A 20304-nucleotide genomic window follows, 5' to 3' on the forward strand; every position below is an offset into this window, starting at 1 on the left:
CATGCCTCGTGGAGGCATCGTCGTTGGCACGCATCTGGCATGATTTTACCGATGCCAACCAAGCGCCACTACAACGACGTCGACGATTGCGCGCAGCACATTGCCGAATGGCTGGGTGCGGACCTTCGCGTGGCCGCGCCGCTGGGTCTGGGCAAGCCGCATGGATTGCTCAATGCGCTTTATCGACTGACGCAGAAGGACACTCGGCGCTCGATGCGACTTTACACGGCGCTTTCATTGACCCGACCGAAACCGAAACCCGGGCTGGAAGCGCGGTTTCTCGATCCGTTCCTCGAACGCCATTTCGGCGCCGATCAGGTCGATCCGCAATACGCGGTGGATCAGGCGCGCGACGCGCTGCCGTCCAACGTCGAGGTGCACGAGTTCTACCTGCAATCCGGTGCGTTGCTCCATTCGGGTAGCGCGCAACGTAATTACATCAGCCAGAACTACACGCATGTGGCGCGCGATCTGACGCTGCAGGACGTGAACCTGCTGGTTCAACTGGTCGCGCGACGCGAAGGGCCTGATGGCGTCTGCTACAGCCTGTCGAGCAACCCAGACCTCACGCTCGATTTCCTCAAGCGGATGGAAGCTGCCGGCAAGCCGCGGCCGCTTTGCGTGGCTGTAGTGCATCCCGATCTGCCGTTCATCGGCGGCGACGCGGAAGTGGCAGAGGACTATTTCGATCTCGAACTGATTCCCGCGACATCACCGCAGTTATTCGCGCTGCCGCGCCTGCCGGTCGACCTCGCAGAATACGCACTAGGCCTGCACGCCAGCGCACTGGTGAAAGATGGCGGCTGTCTGCAAATCGGCATCGGCGCGCTGTCCGATGCGCTGGTGAAAGCGCTGCTGCTGCGCCAGCAGGACAACACCATCTGGCGACGTGCGCTGGTTGCGCTGGACGTCGATGGCAGCACGCATGCCCTGGCCAGTTGGGTCGGCGGGCTGACGCCGTTTGAAACCGGCCTGTATGGCGCGAGCGAAATGGTTATGGATGGCTTCATGCACTTGCAGCGCGGCGGCATTCTCAAGCGCCGCAGCTGGGATAACCTCGCGCTTGAGCGTGCATCGGCCGCTGGCCGTCTGAACGCTGAGACGCCGGGCGGCCACTACCTGCGCGGTGCATTCTTCCTCGGCACGCGCGAACTCTATGACTGGCTCGGCAGCACGGAGAAAGCCGATCCCGATGCCATCGACATGTGCGCGGTATCCAACGTCAACCAGTTGTACGGCGACCATCAGGCGCTGGCCATGTTGCAGCGGCGTGGTGCGCGATTCTTCAACACCTGCATGATGGCGACACTGCTCGGCGCGGCCACCTCCGATACGCTTGAAGGCGGCGAAGTGGTCAGCGGCGTCGGTGGCCAGTACAACTTCGTGACGATGGCGCACGAGCTGGTCGATGGCCGCTCGGCCTTGCTGCTGCGCGCGACGCGCAAGGTCAACGGTGGCATCGAAAGCAACATTCGCTGGAGTTACGGCGAGACGACGATTCCGCGTCATCTGCGCGATCTCTATATCACGGAATACGGCGTGGCCGATTTGCGCGGCAAGAGCGACGGCGAGTGCATCGAAGCGATGTTGTCGATCAGCGATGCGCGCTTCCTCGACGCGTTATGCGCAGAGGCCAAGTCGCACGGAAAACTGGCCACGGATTTCGTGATTCCCGATGCATGGCGCAAACACCGCCCGCGTTACCTGCGCGAATCGCTGTTGCCGTTGCAGCAACGCGGGCTGTTGCCGACATTTCCATTCGGCAGCGATTTCAACGCGGTGGAGCAACGACTGTTGCCTGCGCTGAGCTGGCTGAAAAGTTCGGGCAGCCACTGGCGCGGCAAACTGCGGCTGCTGCGCGCTGCGCTGTCGCCAGGTCCGGAAGCGGCGGACGAGAGCGAGGCGCTGCGGCGCATGGGCCTCCATGCGCCGGCAACTCTGACCGATCGCGTGCAGCGACGATTGCTGCAGGCCGCGTTGCGCCGCTGAGGTGTCATCCACGTTCGGTTATTCTTGGCGCTTCGCCGCCGTACTTCTGGCGGCCATGTCATGTGGTCGGTTACCGAATGAACGAAACATCCTTCCAGTCTCCGAGCGCGGCCGAGCCGATGGGTCGACGTCCCAGCGTGGCGGTGCAGATCGGCAAGGTACGCGTTGGGGGCGGCGCGCCGATCGTGGTGCAGTCGATGACCAACACTGATACCGAGGATCCGGCCAGCACGGCGAAACAGATTGCCGAACTCGCACGCGCAGGTTCCGAACTCGTACGCATCACGGTGAACACGCCGGCAGCGGCCGCGGCCGTCCCGCGCATCGCCGAGCGGCTGGCGATGATGGGCGTGGATGTGCCGATCATCGGCGACTTCCACTACAACGGGCATCAGTTGCTGGAGAACGAACCGGCCTGCGCCGAAGCGCTGGCGAAATACCGCATCAATCCCGGCAACGTCGGCTTCGGCAAGAAGAGAGACAGCCAGTTCGGCGCGATCATCGAAAAGGCGATCCAGTACAGCAAGCCCGTGCGCATCGGCGCCAACTGGGGCTCGCTGGATCAGAGCATGGTTGCCGCATTGATGGACCAGAACGCACAGCGCGACCGGCCGTGGGATGCATCGCACGTCGCGCGCGAAGCGCTGCTTCGTTCGGCGCTGGATTCCGCCGCGAAAGCCGAGGAGATCGGCCTGCCGCGCGACCGCATCATCCTGTCGTGCAAGGTATCCGGCGTGCAGGAGTTGATCGCGGTGTATCGCGACCTTGCGGCGCGTTGCGATTACGCATTGCACCTGGGCCTTACCGAAGCTGGCATGGGTTCGAAGGGCATCACCGCATCGAGTGCCGCGCTGGCCGTGCTGCTGCAGGAAGGCATTGGCGACACCATCCGTATTTCGCTCACGCCCGAGCCGGGCGCATCGCGTACCGGCGAAGTGATCGTGGCGCAAGAGCTGTTGCAGACGATGGGTCTGCGGTCGTTCACACCGCTGGTGACGGCATGCCCGGGATGCGGCCGCACCACCAGCGAGTTTTTCCAGGAACTGGCGAAAACCGTGCAGGAACACGTGCGTGAGCAGATGCCGGTTTGGCGCATCAAATACGACGGCGTGGAAAACCTCACGCTTGCCGTGATGGGCTGCATCGTCAACGGTCCGGGCGAATCCAAGCACGCCAACATCGGCATTTCGTTGCCGGGCAACGGCGAAGCGCCGGCGGCGCCGGTGTTCATCGACGGCGAGAAAGCGATGACTTTGCGCGGCGACAACATCGCGCGCGAATTCGTCGGCATCCTCGATGATTACGTGGCGCGCAAATACGTGGCGCGCACGAATTAGTTTTTCGGCTCGATTAAAACGCGCGCGCCGATGTCGGACCAGCTGCCCACGACGCCAGGAAGGTTCACGAGAGCGGAAATTTCCTGCATGAATTCGCTGCGCGGGATTTCGAGCGCGCCAAGGCCGAGCGTATGCGCATTGGCGACTTGCGCATCGATCGACGGGAAACCCAGTTCGCGCAGCAGATGCGCAAGGCTGACCAGCGCGAGTTTCGAACCGCCGTTCTGCGCGCTGAACATCGATTCGCCGCAGAACAATCGGCCGATGGCGACGCCATAAACGCCGCCGGCGAGTTCTTCGTCGTCCCACACTTCCACGCTGTGTGCGTAGCCTTCGCGATGCAGAGTGATATACGCGTCGATCATCGTCGCCACGATCCACGTGCACGATTCGTTGGCGCGCGGCGAAGCGCAGGCGCGAATGACTTTCTCGAATGCGCGATCGACCGTCACGCGCCACGACTTGCCCGCGAGCTGCCGGCGCAAGCTGCGATTGATCCTCAACGCATCGGTTCGAAACACGCAACGCGGATCGGGCGACCACCAGAGAATCGGCTCGCCTTCACCGAACCATGGAAAGATGCCACGCGAATACGCGGCGATCAGTCGCTGCGTGGTCAGATCTCCACCGAACGCGAGCAGACCATTCGGTTCTTTCAAGGCAAAACGTGGATCGGGAAATCGATCAGGCATCGCCGCATCAAGTTGCGGCAACTCGATCATGGTTCGCTGATGTTTGCGTACGGGCTGCGTTCCTGCAGTTCACTCATATAGACGTCCATCGATTCCGACTCACGCACGAGAGCAGACGCCACGGCTTTTCGAAAATCCGGATGGACCAGATAGTGCCGCGAATGCGTACGCGCCGGAAGAAAACCTCGCGCCATCTTGTGTTCGCCTTGCGCGCCGGGTTCAAAGCGTTCGAGCTGGTGGGCGATGGCGTGTTCGATGCCCTGGTAGTAGCAGAGTTCGAAATGCAGTCCCGGTACGTCGACGACGGCGCCCCAGTAACGGCCATACAGCACATTGTCGCTGCGCACGAAAAGCGCCATCGCGACAATGTTTTTTTCGTCGCGCGCCATGGCGATTTGCGTGGTCTGGCCCAGTTCGCCGAGGTGGCTGAAAAACGCAGCGGTTAATGCGGCGTGGTTGCCCTTGGCGTCGAAAGTGGTCTCGTAGAGCGCGTGCACGCGACGCCATTCTTCCAGGCTTAACGTGTCGCCGCTGCGCCATTCGATGGTCAGCCCGTTCGCGTGTGCCTGTTTGCGTTCGCGCTGGATGTTCTTGCGCTTCTTGTGGTTCAGCGCGGCGAGGAACTGCGGAAAGTGTTTGTAGCCGTGGTTGTGCCAGTGGAACTGGATGTCCGAACGAGCGAGCCAATCCTCGTCGAACGCTTCGAGCTCGGTGGGCTGCAGGAAATTGGCGTGCACGGAAGACAGGCCCATGCGTTCGGCTTCCTCGCGCATCGCTTCGACGAGTGCGCGCTGAAGCATCGGGGCCTGCATGCCGTTGCCGGCGAGCAGCCTGGGCCCGGGCACGGGCGAGTAGGGCACGGCGTTGAGCAGCTTCGGGTAGTACTCGCCGCCAGCGCGTTCCCAGGCGCTGGCCCAACTCCAGTCGAATACGAATTCGCCGTGCGAGTTGCCCTTCAGATACAACGGCGCCGCAGCGATCAGCTCTTCGTTTTCGTACAAGCCCAGATGATGCGCCTGCCAGCCCCAGTCGGGCCGGACGCAACCGCGGTGCTCCAGCGCGGCGAGAAATGCGTGCGACACAAACGGATTGGCGTCGACGCGCAGCGCGTCCCAGGCGTGCGCCGGAATCTGATCGATCGTGGTGTGGAAGCGAGCGGTGATCACATTACAGAGCCGTCATTCCGGCGCAGGCCGGAATCCAGTGGCGATTGTGTCCGATTGTCGGTTTCGGTTCGAACGTCAATCGCATCAGGACAGAGTCGATCCTTGCCAGCTGGATTCCGGCCTGCGCCGGAATGACGATTGGCAGCAGAGACTTCAGCTTGATCAGCCCTGCTGATCAAGCCAGCGTTCGGCGTCGAGCGCGGCCATGCAACCGAAACCGGCAGAGGTGACTGCCTGTCGATACACGTGATCGGCCACATCACCAGCGGCGAACACGCCAGGCACCGAGGTCATCGTCGCCATGCCGGCAAGGCCGCTGCGAATCTGAATGTAGCCGTCGTGCATGTCGAGCTGGTCTTCGAAGATGCCGGTGTTGGGCGTGTGGCCGATGGCGACAAAAAAGCCGGTGGCTTCGATGTCGCGCGTGACGCCGGAGTTGACGTCTTTCACGCGCACGCCGGTAACGCCGGTGTCGTCGCCGAGTACTTCGTCGATGCTGTGGTTCCACACCAGTTCGATCTTGCCGTGGGCTTCTTTCTCGAACAACTGGTCCTGCATGATTTTTTCCGCGCGCAACTTGTCGCGGCGGTGCACGAGGTAAACCTTGCGTGCAATGTTGGACAGGTACAGCGCTTCCTCGACCGCGGTGTTGCCGCCGCCAATGACCACCACATCCTGATCACGGAAGAAGAAGCCGTCGCAGGTTGCGCAGGCGGACACACCTTTGCCCTTGTATTTCTCTTCGCTTGCAATGCCCAGGTACTTGGCGGTGGCGCCGGTGGCGATGATCAGCGCGTCGGCCGTGTATTCGCCCGAATCGCCTTTCATCCGGAAAGGGCGCTGCTTCAGGTCCACCGAATGGATGTGGTCGAAAATCATTTCCGTGTGGAAGCGCTCGGCATGCTCGGCCATGCGTTGCATCAGCGCCGGCCCCTGCAATCCCTCGACATCGCCGGGCCAATTGTCCACTTCGGTGGTGGTCATGAGCTGTCCGCCCTGCTGCAGGCCGGTGATCATGGTCGGCTTCAGGTTGGCGCGCGCGGCGTAGACCGCTGCGGTGTAGCCGGCGGGACCCGAGCCGAGGATCAGCAGGCGGCTGTGTTTGGGGGTGCTCATGAGTTGTTATAATCCTTGGGTTTACCGATGGCCTGAAACTCTATTCGATGCAGCTGCCGCTACGGTTTCTCCACGCAGGGAGTCAATCGGTGCCGGCGGGCTGCATGATCCCGCAAGGATGGGGAATCCACCCGGCTGATTCAAGGTAGGCGGCCAATTCAACGACACCATTGCGGCTGTTGCGCGATGGATTCACCACGTGCTCCCACAGGATTCTTTCTCCATGCGTATCGGTATCCCCTCCGAAACCAAGACCCTCGAAGGTCGTGTTGCCCTCGTTCCCGCAGCCGCTGCCGACCTGGTGCGTCGCGGCCACGAAGTATTCATCCAGGCCGGCGCTGGCCTCAAAAGCGGTTTCAGCGACGACGCTTACGTGAAGCAGGGCATCCAGATCGTGCCCGACGCGGCTGCGCTGTACGAAGCGGGCGAATTGATCGTCAAGGTGAAGGAGCCGGTCGCGGGCGACCTCGCGCTGTTGAAGAAGCATCACCTGTTGTTCTGTTATCTGCATCTGGCTGCCGAGCCGGCGCTGACAAAGAGCCTGCTGGACATCGGCCTGACCGGCGTGGCGTTTGAGTCGGTGGAAGAAAATGGTGGCTTGCCGCTGTTGCTGCCGATGTCGGTGATCGCAGGGCGCATTGCCACGCAGATCGGAACCACGCTGCTGCATCGTCCGCAGGGCGGCAAGGGCAAACTGCTGGGCGGCATGGCTTCCACGCCGCGCGGCAAAGTGGTGGTGCTGGGCGCCGGCGCTGCCGGTGGCAATGCTGCTGCGCTCGCCGCCGCTGCCGGTGCCAACGTGGTGGTGTTCGACAAGCGCCAGGATCGTCTCGCCGAGATGATGGCGATGGGCCCGAACGTCACTGCGCTGTATGCGTATGAATCGTCCGTCGCCGAAGAAGTGCGCGATGCCGACATAGTGGTCGGCGCCGTGTTGATTCCGAGCGCCAAGGCGCCGCGCGTGGTCACCGAGGCGATGGTGAAGACGATGGAGCCAGGCAGCGTGATGGTGGATATCTCGATCGACCAGGGTGGCTGCTTCGAAACATCGAAACCGACCACTTGGAAGGAGCCGACGTACGACGTGCACGGCGTGACGCATTTCTGCGTCACCAACATGCCGGGCGCGGTGCCACAGACATCGTCTGTGGCGATTTCCGCCGCAATCCTGCCTTACGTGCAGCGTCTTGCGGGCGGCAACGAATGGCGTGAATTCGAGCCGCTGCGCGTTGGTGTCAACATCGATGGCGGCAAACTGGTGCATCCGGCATTGCAGGGTATGCTCTGATCCGTCCAGAAAAAAACAGGCAGGTTTCCAAGGTGGCGCGCAGCACGAACGTCAGGCAGAAACCGAAGGAAGGGCTCAGCGAAGAGCTGAAGCGCCGGCTGCGTGAAGCCGGCGCATTGCTGCTGTTGCCACTGGGCCTGTACCTGCTGGTTTGCCTGCTCAGCTACAACGCTCATGATCCGAGCTGGACGAACGCCAGCCAGATCAACCTGGCGCAGAACTTCGGCGGCACGGTCGGCGCGCATATCGCCGACCTGCTGCGCTGGATTTTCGGACTCGTCGCCTACTGTTTTCCGCTGCTGCTTTTGCTGCTCGGCGTGCAGGTGCTGCGTCAACGCGGTGAACGCGTGGCACACGCGTGGGAACCATCGCTGCGCCTGATCGGTTTCGTGTTTTTCTTCATCACCGGCCCGGCACTGCTGTATCTCAACTTCCAATATCAACCGGTGCTGCCGCAAGGCGTCGGCGGCATCATTGGCGTGTGGGTCGGCGAGGCGTTGCGGCATGCATTCGGCGATGAAGGCGCGCCGTTGTTGTTGCTGGCTCTTTTCCTCATTGCGGTGACGCTGGCTACCGGCCTGTCGTGGTTCAAGGTGGCGGACTGGACCGGGCAGACGCTGCTTCGATTGATTGCCTGGGCGCGCGGCAAGATGCGCGAAGCGCCGCAGGCGATGGCAGCGCGGCAGGCGCGTACCGAGCGCGAAGTGGTCAAGAAAGCCGACGCCGTGAAACAGGCGAAGCGCGAACCGGTTCGCATCGAGCCGGCGCCAGCGCCGGTGCAGAAGAGCGAACGCGCGAAGCTCGAGACACAGATCCCGTTGTTCGTCGGCGCGTCCACGCCAGGCGAATTGCCGCCGTTGTCGCTGCTGGACGAAGCGCCGCCGCAAGGGCCGGGTTATTCGGAGGAGACGCTCGAAGTCCTCTCGCGCCAAGTTGAATTCAAGCTCAAGGATTTCAAGATCGACGCCAAGGTGGTCGGCGCGTATCCGGGCCCGGTCATCACGCGTTTCGAGATGGAGCCGGCAGCGGGCGTGCGTGGTTCGCAGGTGTCCAGCCTGGACAAGGACATCGCGCGCGGCCTGTCGGTGGTCAGCGTGCGCGTGGTGGATGTAATCCCCGGCAAAAATGTGATCGGCCTGGAAATCCCCAACACGCACAAGCAGATCGTCTATCTCTCCGAGATCCTGCGCTCGGACAAGTACGACCAGCTGAAGTCGCCATTGGCGCTGGCGCTGGGCAAGGACATCGGCGGCAAGCCGGTGGTGGTCGACCTGGCCAAGATGCCGCATCTGCTCGTCGCCGGCACGACCGGTTCGGGCAAATCCGTCGCGGTAAACGCGATGGTGCTGAGCCTGTTGTACAAGGCCAGCGCGAAAGACGTGCGCATGATCATGATCGACCCGAAGATGCTGGAACTCTCGGTGTACGAGGGCATCCCGCATCTGCTGGCGCCGGTCGTCACCGACATGAAGGAAGCGGCGAACGCGTTGCGCTGGTGCGTCGCCGAAATGGAGCGCCGCTACAAACTGATGGCGGCCGTCGGCGTGCGCAACCTCGGCGGTTTCAACAAGAAAGTGAAGGATGCGGAAAACGCCGGGCAACCGCTGCTCGATCCGCTGTTCCGTCCGAATCCGGACATGCCGAATCTCGCCGCCGAACCGCTGGAACCGCTGCCGTATATCGTCATCATCATCGACGAGTTCGCCGACATGATGATGATCGTCGGCAAGAAAGTGGAGGAGTTGATCGCACGACTTGCGCAAAAGGCGCGTGCGGCCGGCGTGCATCTGATCCTGGCCACACAGCGGCCGTCGGTGGACGTGATCACCGGTTTGATCAAGGCCAACATTCCAACGCGCATCGCGTTCCAGGTGTCGAGCAAGATCGACTCGCGCACGATCCTCGACCAGTCCGGCGCGGAGGCATTGCTCGGTCACGGCGACATGTTGTACCTGCCGCCGGGCACCGCCACGCCCGAGCGCGTGCACGGCGCATTCGTCGACGATCACGAAGTGCATCACGTTGTCGCGTGGCTGAAATCGCAGGGCGCACCGCAATACATTGCAGGTGTGCTGGAAGAAGCACAGCCCACCAGCGACGGCAAATACATCAACGACTCCGGCCTGCCGCAGGATGGCGAGGACGGCGGCGGCGATGCCGATACGCAGCTGTACGACAAGGCGGTCGCCATCGTCACGCAAACGCGTCGCGCGTCGATCTCCGGCGTGCAGCGCCATTTGCGCATCGGCTACAACCGCGCCGCGCGACTGGTCGAACAGATGGAGCAGGACGGCGTCGTCAGCGCGCCACAGCACAACGGCAATCGCGAAGTGCTGGCGCCACCGCCGCCAAGGAACTGAGCCTGTCGTATTTGTAGGAGCGCACCGTTAAGCCTGCACGACCCACACTTCACTGCATCGCCATGTCTCGGGGAATCCGATGAAACGTTTCTTGTTTGTTCTCGCCAGCCTGATGCTGTCGTGTTCGCTGAATGCCATGGCTGCCGGTCCCGCGCGCGCAAAGCTCGATGCTTTTGCGACGAACCTGCACTCGCTGACCGGGCACTTCAGCCAGTCGCTCGCCGACGTTAACGGTCACACCAGCCAGACCAGTTCCGGCACGCTCGCGCTGGAAGCACCTCGGCAATTTCGATGGGATACCGCGACTCCGTACAAGCAGACCATCGTGGCCGACGGCAGCCGCGTGTGGACCTACGATCCCGAGCTCGAGCAAGTCACGGTGCGCGTGCAAAGCACCGAGGAAACGCACAGCCCGCTGACCGTGCTGACCGACGTCAAACAGCTCGATCGGAACTTCAAGGTGAGCGAGCAGGGCGAACGCGACGGACTCGTGTGGTTGCGCCTGACGTCCACCGACAAGGATCCGCAGTTCGATCACGCCGATCTCGGATTCGACGCGAACGGCCTGGCCCGCATGACGTTTCGCGATCAACTGGGGTCGATCACCGACATCCGTTTCTCGGCGTGGCAACGCAACGTTGCGCTACCCGCAGGCACCTTCGATTTCGTGCCGCCCAAAGGTGCCGACGTGATCGGCGATGTACCGGTGATCACCACGCAGCCGTTGAAAGACTGACCACGCAATGCCCGTCCTGCGCCAGCTACCCGTATGGGCCTGGATCGGCGGCGGCATACTGGCGTTCATTGCAGGACTCATCAATGCCGCGGGTTACATGGGCTTTCGGCATCAGTCGATCACCAACCTGACCGGCTCCACCAGTCTGCTGGGCGTGGCGCTGGGTACTGCCGACCACAACGAGGCCTGGCATTGGGCATTTTCGATCGGCGCATTCGTGCTTGGCGCGATTTTCAGTGGACTGATCGTGCAGCAGCGTACGTTGAAGCTCGGCCGTCGCTACGGCGCGGCGCTGGTGCTCGAATCGCTGTTGCTGTTCGGCGCAGTGCCGCTGCTCGATGCGGGAAATTCGACGGGTTTGTATCTCGCTTCGATGGCGGCGGGTTTGCAAAACGGCATGGCCAGCACCTATAGCGGCATGGTCTTTCGAACCACGCACGTCTCGGGCATGTTCACCGACCTGGGTATCTATATCGGCCAGCGCCTGCGCGGCCTGCAGGTGGATACGCTGCGTATCCGCGTCTGCGTGCTGGTGATCGGCACATTTTTGCTTGGCAGTGTCACCGGTGCATGGCTGTTCCGATTGCTGCAGGAACGCAGCTTGCTGATACCGGCAGCGCTGACCGGACTGTGCGGCGCGGGCTATGGCCTTTATTGCCAGTACCAACGAAAGACTGATACGGGCATCGGCACGACCTGACTCGCGCAGCGTGCCGTGCATGATTTTGCGAAGCGAACGGTCCATGCCAAACTCATTGGCGAGCTTGCACCGACTGTGTGGTTGGCAAGCGTAGCCAGGGAGAGCACATGTACATCGTCTGGGCGCTGGTGGGGCTGGCGCTGTTTTCCATTTTCGGAGGGACCGACCGCTATCTGTTTGGCGCGGCGGTGGGATTGGTGCTGGGCTTGCTGTGGGCGAGACAGTCGAGGCTGCGGCGTGAGCTCGCAAAACTTCGGGAGCAGCTCGATTCGTTGAGCAAACCGGCAAGCACAACAAAGCGAGAATCCAGCGCCGCGAACGCGGCTTCGTGGGGGCCGCTGACAATTTCATCCACTTCCGCATCCAACGACGAAGCGGCGCGCGTGAAGGCTGTCGTCGATTCCGACATGCCACCGTCGACAGCGACTGCACCGTCCGCACCGCCGCGTCCGGCTGTTTCAGCGCCGGTGATTGCCGCTGCGGCACCGCCGCGCGGGCCGGGTTTTGCGGAGTTGGCGATCGTGCGGATCAAGCGCTGGTTCACGGAAGGCAACGTGCCGGTGAAGATCGGCATGCTGGTGTTGTTTTTCGGCGTGGCGGCGTTGTTGAAGTACGCGTCGGATACCGGCCTGCTCACGTTGCCGATCGGGTTGCGCGTGGCGCTGGTCGCACTGGCTGCCATCGCCGCGTTGGCGTTCGGTTGGCGGCAACGCGATGCGCGGCGCGTGTTCGGGTTGTCGCTGCAGGGCGGTGCGATCGGCGTACTGCTGATCACCGTATTCGCAGCATTCCGCCTGTATCACCTGTTGCCGGCGACGGCAGCGTTCGCAATGCTGGTAATACTCGTCGCGGGTATCGGCATCCTGGCGGTGTTGCAGGATGCATTGGCGCTGGCGGTGCTCGGGTTGCTCGCGGGGTTTCTCGCGCCGATCCTGGTGTCGACGGGGCAGGGCAGCCATGTCGCGTTGTTCACCTATTACGCCGTACTCAATGTGGCGATTCTCGGCATCGCGTGGAAGCGTTCGTGGCGGGTGCTGAATCTGCTCGGTTTCGTTGCGACGTTTGGCATCGGCACCGCATGGGGCGTGTTGAAGTACCGGCCCGAATTATTCGCGAGCACCGAACCGTTCCTGATCCTCAATTTCCTGTTCTATCTCGCCATTCCGCTGTTGTATTTGTTGCGCGCGCCACTGGATCGCCGGCGGGTGATCGATGGCTGCCTGCTTTTCGGCAATCCGCTGGTGAGCCTGCTGTTGCAGGCAGCGCTGCTGCACTGGCGTGGGCGTCCGCTTGCCATGTCGGCGCTGGCGGTCGCGGCGATTTACGTGGTCGTGGCGTGGAGCATTCGCAAGCAGGGTGGCATGGGCTTGTTGCGCGATGCCTGGGCAGTACTCGCGATCGCATTCGCCACAATCGCGGTGCCGTTGGCGTTGAGTGCACAACTCACCGGCAGCCTCTTCGCGCTCGAAGGCGCAGGTCTGATCTGGCTTGGGTTGCGCCAGCAACGCCGGCTGTCGCGCTGGAGCGGTTTCGCGTTGCAGATGTTCGCCGCCATCGCGCTCGTCATCGGCACTGTCGGAAATGATCACGCGTTGACCATCGCTTGGCTCGATCGCGATGTCATCGGCTCTCTGCTGCTGGCGGCCGGTGCCTTTGCAAGTTGCACGTTCTACGCGCGACTCGGCAGTGACGCGTTGATGCAACGGATCGCTGCGGTGTTTCTTTATGTTTGGGGGCTGTGCTGGTGGCTCGGTGCGATGGCCGTCGAGATCGATCGTCATCTGTCAGCCCGCACCGAAATCGCAGGCTTCCTCACGTTGTTTGCGTTCACTGCATGGGCGAGCGCCGAGGTGACGAATCGCGGGTGGCATCGCGAACTCGGCGCAGTGGTCGCGTTCACCGCGCCGGTGTTTTTTTTCCTGATGTTGCCACTGCTCACCTGGAACTGGCTTGTGCAACAGCCGCCGCTCTGGGGGTGGAACGCTGTCGTCGTGATAGCCAGCGCGCTGCTCGGCTGGCGAACCCTGGTGTGCCTCCGCACGCGACCTATCGCGGCACTGCTCACGCAGCTTGGCTGGTGGTGGCGATGGTTGCTGGTGGCCTGCAGTGCGATCGGCGTTTTTTTCGCCGGCAGTCGCTGGCTGTCGGATGACTGGCACATCGTTCTCGTGCTGGTGCCTGTCTGCACGCTGTCCTGGATCACGCTGACGCGTCCACGCTGGATCGCACCGCCATTGCGGGAACTTCTATCGCAGCTACGACCGTCTTTGTTGTATTCGCTGCTTGGCGTGCTTGGCGTTTCATGGCTGGCAGCGTTGTTTTTCGCCGGAGACACCACGCCGTTGCATTACCTGCCGTTGCTCAATCCGGTCGAGTTGTTGTTGCTGGTGATTTTGATGTGCTTGGCGCGTTGGCTGATCGATGCATCCACGCCGGCATGGATACGCCGCCAGCGACCCATCGTGCTGGGTTTGCTGGGCATGGCCTTCGTGACCAGCACCACGTTGCGGACGGTGCATCAATGGGGCGGCGTGCCATGGAATGACGCGCTGAACGATTCGAGCCTGGCGCAGATGTCGCTCACTGTGGTGTGGAGCGTGGTCGGTTTGCTGGCATGGGTTTGGGGATCGCGTCGCAGCCAGCGACTCGTGTGGCTGGCGGGTGCCGTCACCATGGCGGTCGTACTGGCGAAACTGCTGCTGGTCGATCGTGACCATCTGGGCAATCTGTTCGGCATCGCCTCGTTCATCGCCTACGGGCTGCTGTGCACGCTCATCGGATATCTCGCGCCGGCACCGCCGAAACATTCTCATCCAACCCTTCCGGAAACCGCTGATGCGTCCTGATCATTCTTCGTGGAACTTGCGGCCGCTGAATCGCCGCGTGTTGATCGCACTCGCCTTGCTACTGCCGGTTTGTGCCGCAGCAGTGACGCCCAGCGATTACGCCTATCGTTTCGCATTGCAAACCAAAGGCAACAGCGAAGCATGGCGCGTGGAACTGACGCCCGCGGTATATGCCGTAAGTCGGCGCGATGCGGATCTGCACGATCTGGTGGTGGTCAATGCACAGGGACGCGAAGTGCCGTTCGCATCATTGCCTGTCACAGCGCCGATGGCGCATCCCTATGCTTTGAAAGCCCACCTGCTGCCGCTGCCGGCGGATGCCGCACACCCCGATGACGTTCGCGTGCAACGCAACGCGAATGGCGACATCGTGATCGATCAGTCGCGAGGCAACGTCGCCGAAAAACCCACGCAGTGGCTGGTCGACGCCAAGCGCGAGGTGAGTCTCGAAAGCATCGAATTCGATGCATCGGCGCTGACGCAAGACCTGCGCATCCATCTCGCCGTGGATTCGAGTAACGACCTGCAGCAGTGGGAAAACCGCAGCGACGACACCGAGATCGTCAGCATCAAGCGCGGCGACGATGCGGTAGAACAGAACAAAATAAGCATCAGTGGTGAGCCCGCGCGCTATTACCGCTTGCGCCTCATCGACGGCAACGCACCGTGGGATAGCACGCAAACACCTTTGGTGAACCTCGCCGGCAGTTTCATCGATGCCGCTGCGGATGGTGCAGCCTCTCGCCAATGGCAAACATTGAAGGCGCAAGCTACCAGCAAGTCGGCTTCCGGCGGTACGGATTACGACTATCAACTGCCAGCGACACTGCCTGTGGAAGCAGCACGCGTGATACTCGCTGGTGCCAACACCGTCGCGCGTTTCGTACTCACGACGCACGATGCAGAAGGCGCAGCGGATGCGTCGCTGGCCACGATAACCGCCGTGCAGGCCGGTCACTCTGCGAACGACGCCAGGGTTGATACTTTCGATGCCATTCGCGTGCAGCATCTGCGCTTGCATACCGATACACCACTGGCACAGGCGCCTGCGCTCGCTGTGGGCTGGCATCCGGACACGTTGGTATTTCTGGCCGAAGGCGCGGGTCCTTACAGTTTGCTGGTGGGCAGCTACGCCGCGCGACGTGGCGATTATCCAGTCGATGCTGCACTGGAAAAGATGCGTCCCGCGGATGCCGGCGGTGATTGGCAACCGCCGCAAGCGATGCTGGGCGAACGAAGCGATGCTGGCGGCGCAGCAGCCCTGCTCGCACCCAAAGTGCCTTACGACTGGACGAAGCCGTTGTTGTGGATTGTGCTGGTCGGCGGAGCACTGCTGGTGGCCGGCATGGCACTCAGCCTGCTTCGGCAATCGAAGCGCGACGACGACAACGCAGCCGGTTGAATTGCTGGCTCAGCTCGCCGCAACACAGCGGTTGCGGCCGTTGCGCTTGGCTTCGTAGAGCGCCTTGTCTGCGCGCGAAAGCCATTGCTCGACGGATTCGTCGGCCCGCAGCAAGGCCACGCCGATGCTGACGGTCACGTTAATCCGTCGACCCTCGTGCATGACCACTGCGACAACCAGAGCATCGCGAATGCGCTCCACGGTTTCCATTGCGTTGACCAGCCGCGTGCGTGGCAGGCAGAGAACAAACTCTTCGCCACCGTAGCGACCCACGAGATCGCCCTGCCGGCAATGCCGCTTGATCACCTCGATCGCGGCGCGGATCACGGTGTCGCCCGCAAGGTGCCCATGCGTGTCGTTGATCTGCTTGAAGCGATCCAGATCGAACAACGCGATGCAGATCGGGCCATCGCCTGCCATTTCACGTTCGCCGCTGGCCAGTTCGAGGAATCGACGACGGTTGTAAGCACCCGTGAGGCCATCGGTGCCAGCCAGTTCATCCAGGCGCTGATTCGCCGTGCGCAGATCGCGGGTCTGGTCATCGATGGTGAGTTGCATTCGCTTGGCCTGGCGGCGCAAGTACAGCGTGCGCAAATGCACCAGCACAGCCATGATCACCAGCAACAACAAAATCGCCACCAGGCGCGCGGCGATCGTTTCGTACCAGCGCGGGTTGACCCTCACGGTCAGGCTCGTTTCCACCGTGTGCGCGTTCATGCCGCGCGTGATTGCGCGCAGTTGCAGTCGATAATTGCCGTGGGGCAGGTTGGTATAGATCGCGCTGGGCAGGCTGCCTTTGGAAACATCCGTCCAGCTTTCGTCGAGGCCGTCCATGCGATAGCTGTAGGACGTTTCCATCGGTGATTTATAGTCGAGCAACGAGAAGTCCACGCGCAGATTCCGGCTGCGCGAGTCGAGCGTGAACACTTCGCCGTTGCCGGGCAGTTTGCCGAACGCCATCGGCGTGCCATTGAGCACGGCCTGCGTGATCGCCAGCGGCGCTTCGTCAAGTTTTGGCGGTTGCCAGTGCGGACGAATGACCGTCAACCCGCCGAGGCCTCCGAACATCAACTCGCCGCCGGGTGCTCGCGCCGCGGCAGTGTGGATATAGCTAAGGATATGCAAGCCGTCGCGCGTGCCTAGGTTCTGCACTACGTGTGAGCTGGCGTCCACTTTGGCGATGTCGTTGGACAAGCTTGCCCACACTTGCCCGCGATCGTCGGCAAGCACTGCGTTGACCTTGGCGCTGGCCAGCCCTTCCGCGAGACCCACCGTTTCAAAGCGATACGGATGACCGGCTACAGGCTGCTCGATGACACCGAGGCCACCGTAAGTGCTGACCCACACGCGGCCTTGCGGGTCGCTGGCGATCGAGCCGACGTAATCCTGCGGCAGGCTGGTCGGATCGTCCGCGCGATGACGAAGATTGTTGAAGCCGTTGTCCTTGCCGATGTCGTCGGTGATGCTGATGCCATGAATCGTGCCGATCCACCACGCGTTCCGGATTCGCGCGATTTGCCGCACGGTGTTGCTGGAAAGGCTGGTTGGATCGGCTGGTATGTTGCTGAAATGAGACAGCGCGTGGCTGCGCGTGTCGTAGCGATAGATGCCGTTGTATGTGCCCACGAGCATGTTCGCGCCATTGGGCTGCAGGCTCAGCACCGGCTGATCGTCCAGACCCGGCACGATGGAATCTTGTATGGCCAGCGTGTCCGGATCGACACGCGCCAGGCCCTGCGTGCCGACCCAGATCGCATGGTCATCGCCCTCGGCGAAAGCCTGCACATCACGATGTGACTGCGTATGGCCCAGGCGCAGGTGGCGCATGGTGCCGGAAGCCAAGTCGATCATGTCGATGTGACCGGCACCGAGGCCGAGCCAGATGCGCTGGCGCGAATCCACGAAGATGCCATGCACGTTCGTGTCCGAGAGCGCGTGATCTTCCAGCGGTGAAGGGAGAATTGCGAATGCGGTGCGTGCGTTCGGGTCGCTGCGTGCAATGCCCAGGTCCGTCGCCGCCCAGATATTGCCGGCACGATCCTGCAACAGCGAGCGTACCGAATTGCCGGGAAGCGACGACGCCTTCGCGGGGTCGTGTTCGATCGTCCGCGTGTGATCGCTGCCCGGTGTAACTTCGATGATGCCGCCGCCGTCGGTGGCGATCCACATGCGGTTTTCGGAGGCCTCGAGAAAATCGCGCGTCGTCGCCTGTTGCGTGCCGCCGGGATTGCCGCTGTAACCGGGCACGGCGTGCCACTGGCCGCCGGTATCACGATAGGTCGCACCAGCCTGACCGCTGCCGGCCCACACGCGATGTTCACGATCTTCGTACAGCGCCCAGATCTGGTTGTGCAGCACGGCGATCGATTCGTCGTCCGTCGAGGTCACCGGCACAAAAATCTTCGAGCCGGGTTTGCGCAGAAACAAGCCAGCGTTGTTGCCAAGCCAGAGGTTGCCTGCACGATCCTGCATCACACTGAAATTGCGCGGCGAAGTACCAGGGCCCGTGTCAACCAGTTCAATTTTTTCGGAATGCAGATCCAGATGATCCAGGCCTGAATCCGTGGCGATCCATACGCCGCCGGCGTGGTCGTCGGCGAGGCAATAGATCTTGCGATCGACTGTTCCGCCGATGCCGACCGGGTAGGGTTTGAAGGCGTTGTTCTGGGGATCGAATCGGACGAGTCCGCCGGCGTTTGTGCCGACCAGCAAACTTCCGTCGGGCAGCGCAAGCAGATTGCGCACATACGCATCGGGTGGCCCGGGCACGCCGGGGCCGCCCGTTTCGAACACCTGCATGCGGTATCCGTCGTATCGGACCAGGCCGCCCATGGTGCCGATCCAGATCAGCCCGCGGCGATCCTGCGTGACTGCGGTGGCGATGGAATGCGGCAGGCCTTCGGAGACGCCGATGGTGTCGAACCATGGGGAGTCGAACGGCGCCCATGGATCACCTGCTGGCGCAGCAGCGGCGCGCACATGGAGCACGCACAATAAACTCAACGCGAACGAGGCCAGCCAGGCGCGCCAGTCGGGTAGACGACTTCGGTGATTCATGCGAAACGCAGCGCGCAGAAAAGATCGGCCGGACCATCAAAACGGATCGCCGATTCTGTATTCACGTGCTTGCTCGACGCCGCGGCTGCATTGGGATCGCATCATATCCGCAAGCTGCCTTGCAAGGTGAAAGGGTGTCGACAGGCCTTGCCGTATCATGGGCGCATGCCACGCTCGACGACGCCAGCTGCGGATCTTTTCGCCGAACCCGATTCGCTGCGTCCGCTGGCCGAACGCATGCGTCCGCGCGGCCTCGACGAAATCGTCGGCCAGCGTCGTCTGGTGGGTGAGGACAAGGCGCTGCGTCGCGCGCTGGAGGCGGGCAAGATTCACTCGATGGTGCTGTGGGGGCCGCCTGGCTGCGGCAAAACCACGCTGGCGCTGCTGGTGGCGAGATATGCCGATGCGGAATTTCGTGCGATTTCCGCGGTGCTTTCCGGTTTGCCCGATGTGCGCAAGGCGCTGGCCGAGGCGGAAGTTCACTTCGCGCAAGGCCGACGCACGGTGTTGTTCGTCGATGAGGTGCACCGTTTCAACAAGACCCAGCAGGATGCTTTCCTGCCGCACATCGAGCGCGGCATCATCATCTTCATCGGCGCCACCACCGAAAACCCGTCGTTCGAGTTGAACTCCGCGCTGCTGTCGCGATGCCGTGTGCACGTGATGGAGCCGGTGTCGGTATCCGACATCGTGGCGGCACTCAAGCGCGCGTTAATGGATACCGAACGCGGGCTGGGCGAACTGCAATTGCAGGTAAGCGATGAGTCGCTCGATTCGATCGCCCAGGCTGCCGATGGCGACGTGCGTCGTGCGCTGACCTTGCTGGAAATTGCCGGAGAACTGGCGGAAAACCGCTGCATCGACGACAGCACGCTCGCGCAGGTACTGGCCGATCGCACGCGACGTTTCGACAAGATGGGCGAGCAGTTCTACGACCAGATTTCAGCGCTGCATAAATCCGTGCGCTCGTCCGATCCCGATGCGGCGGTCTACTGGCTTTGTCGCATGCTCGATGGCGGCGTCGACCCGCTTTATCTCGCGCGCCGAATGACGCGCATGGCAGTGGAAGATGTCGGCCTGGCCGAACCGCGCGCATGGCGCATGGCGCTGGACGCGTGGGATACCTATGAACGCCTCGGCAGTCCAGAAGGCGAACTCGGCCTGGCGCAGCTCGTCATCTGGCTGGCCATCGCGCCCAAGAGCAACGCCGCGTATGTCGCCTACAACAAGGCACGCGCGGCCGTGCGCGACGGCGGCACGCTCGAAGTTCCCATGCACCTGCGCAACGCACCGACCAAACTGATGAAAGGCCTCGGCTACGGCAAGGGCTATCAATACGACCACGATGCCGAAGGTGGCGTAGCGCTGGATCAGCAATGTCTCCCCGACGCACTCGAAGGCAGCGTGTTCTATGAGCCTGTCGAGCGCGGACTGGAAGTGCAGCTGCGCGAGAAGCTGCTGGCCTTGCGCGAAGCACGCAGGCAGGCGCGCGGAAATTCCTAGGCTGACGCGGGTCCTATCAGTGACCTTGCTCAGGAAGGAGTTCCTTCTGGCAACACCGGGCGTCATGCAGCGATGCTTCGCGGCAGGCTCCTGGAACGTTCGCAACATCCCG

At 62.3% G+C, this 20304-nt stretch carries 13 protein-coding genes; 9 read left to right on the forward strand and 4 right to left on the reverse strand.

The genetic code is table 11. From position 1 onward, the window contains the following. Positions 1 to 39: 39 nt before the first annotated feature. Together GSQ73_RS12470 and ispG are read left to right on the forward strand one after the other, a co-directional pair. The gene (locus tag GSQ73_RS12470) at positions 40 to 1989 is read left to right on the forward strand and encodes an acetyl-CoA hydrolase/transferase C-terminal domain-containing protein (protein WP_158884444.1); all 1950 of its coding nucleotides are present in this window, start codon (positions 40 to 42) and stop codon (positions 1987 to 1989) included. 77 nt (positions 1990 to 2066) lie between these two features. Then, positions 2067 to 3326 carry a flavodoxin-dependent (E)-4-hydroxy-3-methylbut-2-enyl-diphosphate synthase gene (gene ispG / locus GSQ73_RS12475; RefSeq protein WP_158884446.1) on the forward strand — a complete coding sequence of 420 codons (1260 nt, stop codon included), beginning with the start codon at positions 2067 to 2069 and terminating at the stop codon, positions 3324 to 3326. Here ispG and aat read toward each other — a convergent pair. The 3 genes from aat to trxB all read right to left on the reverse strand — a co-directional run bounded on the left by aat (position 3323) and on the right by trxB (position 6300). Then, complete coding sequence (gene aat / locus GSQ73_RS12480; RefSeq protein WP_158884448.1) at positions 3323 to 4048, reverse strand: leucyl/phenylalanyl-tRNA--protein transferase; 726 nt, start codon at positions 4046 to 4048, stop codon at positions 3323 to 3325. The two genes, ispG and aat, sit on opposite strands and share 4 nt — an antisense overlap. Continuing rightward, a complete protein-coding gene (locus tag GSQ73_RS12485; protein ID WP_158884450.1) occupies positions 4045 to 5184 on the reverse strand; it encodes a GNAT family N-acetyltransferase in 1140 nt (379 codons plus the stop codon). Before GSQ73_RS12485 ends, aat begins: the two co-directional genes overlap by 4 nt. A gap of 162 nt (positions 5185 to 5346) precedes the next feature. Then, positions 5347 to 6300, reverse strand: coding sequence for a thioredoxin-disulfide reductase (trxB, locus tag GSQ73_RS12490; protein ID WP_158884452.1), 954 nt, complete (start codon positions 6298 to 6300; stop codon positions 5347 to 5349). A gap of 223 nt (positions 6301 to 6523) precedes the next feature. Here trxB and ald point away from each other — a divergent pair, with 223 nt between their 5' ends. The 6 genes from ald (at position 6524) to GSQ73_RS12520 (ending at position 15632) form a co-directional block, all read left to right on the forward strand. Then, positions 6524 to 7588, forward strand: coding sequence for an alanine dehydrogenase (gene ald / locus GSQ73_RS12495; RefSeq protein ID WP_158884454.1), 1065 nt, complete (start codon positions 6524 to 6526; stop codon positions 7586 to 7588). A gap of 86 nt (positions 7589 to 7674) precedes the next feature. Continuing rightward, positions 7675 to 9948 (forward strand): DNA translocase FtsK, encoded by a 2274-nt coding sequence (locus GSQ73_RS12500; RefSeq protein ID WP_254063453.1) that lies wholly within the window; start codon positions 7675 to 7677, stop codon positions 9946 to 9948. A 79-nt stretch (positions 9949 to 10027) separates the two neighbouring features. Next, the gene (lolA, locus tag GSQ73_RS12505; RefSeq protein ID WP_158884458.1) at positions 10028 to 10684 is read left to right on the forward strand and encodes an outer membrane lipoprotein chaperone LolA; all 657 of its coding nucleotides are present in this window, start codon (positions 10028 to 10030) and stop codon (positions 10682 to 10684) included. Positions 10685 to 10691: 7 nt separating this feature from the next. Beyond that, complete coding sequence (locus GSQ73_RS12510) at positions 10692 to 11384, forward strand: YoaK family protein (RefSeq protein ID WP_158884460.1); 693 nt, start codon at positions 10692 to 10694, stop codon at positions 11382 to 11384. A 107-nt stretch (positions 11385 to 11491) separates the two neighbouring features. After that, a complete protein-coding gene (locus tag GSQ73_RS12515; RefSeq protein ID WP_158884462.1) occupies positions 11492 to 14230 on the forward strand; it encodes a DUF2339 domain-containing protein in 2739 nt (912 codons plus the stop codon). After that, positions 14220 to 15632, forward strand: coding sequence for a DUF3999 family protein (locus GSQ73_RS12520; protein WP_158884464.1), 1413 nt, complete (start codon positions 14220 to 14222; stop codon positions 15630 to 15632). Before GSQ73_RS12515 ends, GSQ73_RS12520 begins: the two co-directional genes overlap by 11 nt. 9 nt (positions 15633 to 15641) lie before the next feature. Here GSQ73_RS12520 and GSQ73_RS12525 read toward each other — a convergent pair whose 3' ends face one another. Further along, entirely contained in the window at positions 15642 to 18689 is a 3048-nt protein-coding gene (locus GSQ73_RS12525; RefSeq protein WP_158884466.1) for a ligand-binding sensor domain-containing diguanylate cyclase, read from the reverse strand. A 165-nt stretch (positions 18690 to 18854) separates the two neighbouring features. On the opposite strand from GSQ73_RS12525, the gene GSQ73_RS12530 reads away from it, so the two are divergent. Continuing rightward, positions 18855 to 20192: a replication-associated recombination protein A gene (locus GSQ73_RS12530; protein ID WP_158884468.1), complete on the forward strand. Its 1338-nt coding sequence runs from the start codon at positions 18855 to 18857 to the stop codon at positions 20190 to 20192. The last annotated feature ends 112 nt before the right edge of the window (positions 20193 to 20304 follow it).

It is taken from the genome of Rhodanobacter sp. L36, from assembly GCF_009765755.1.
Lineage (GTDB): Bacteria > Pseudomonadota > Gammaproteobacteria > Xanthomonadales > Rhodanobacteraceae > Rhodanobacter.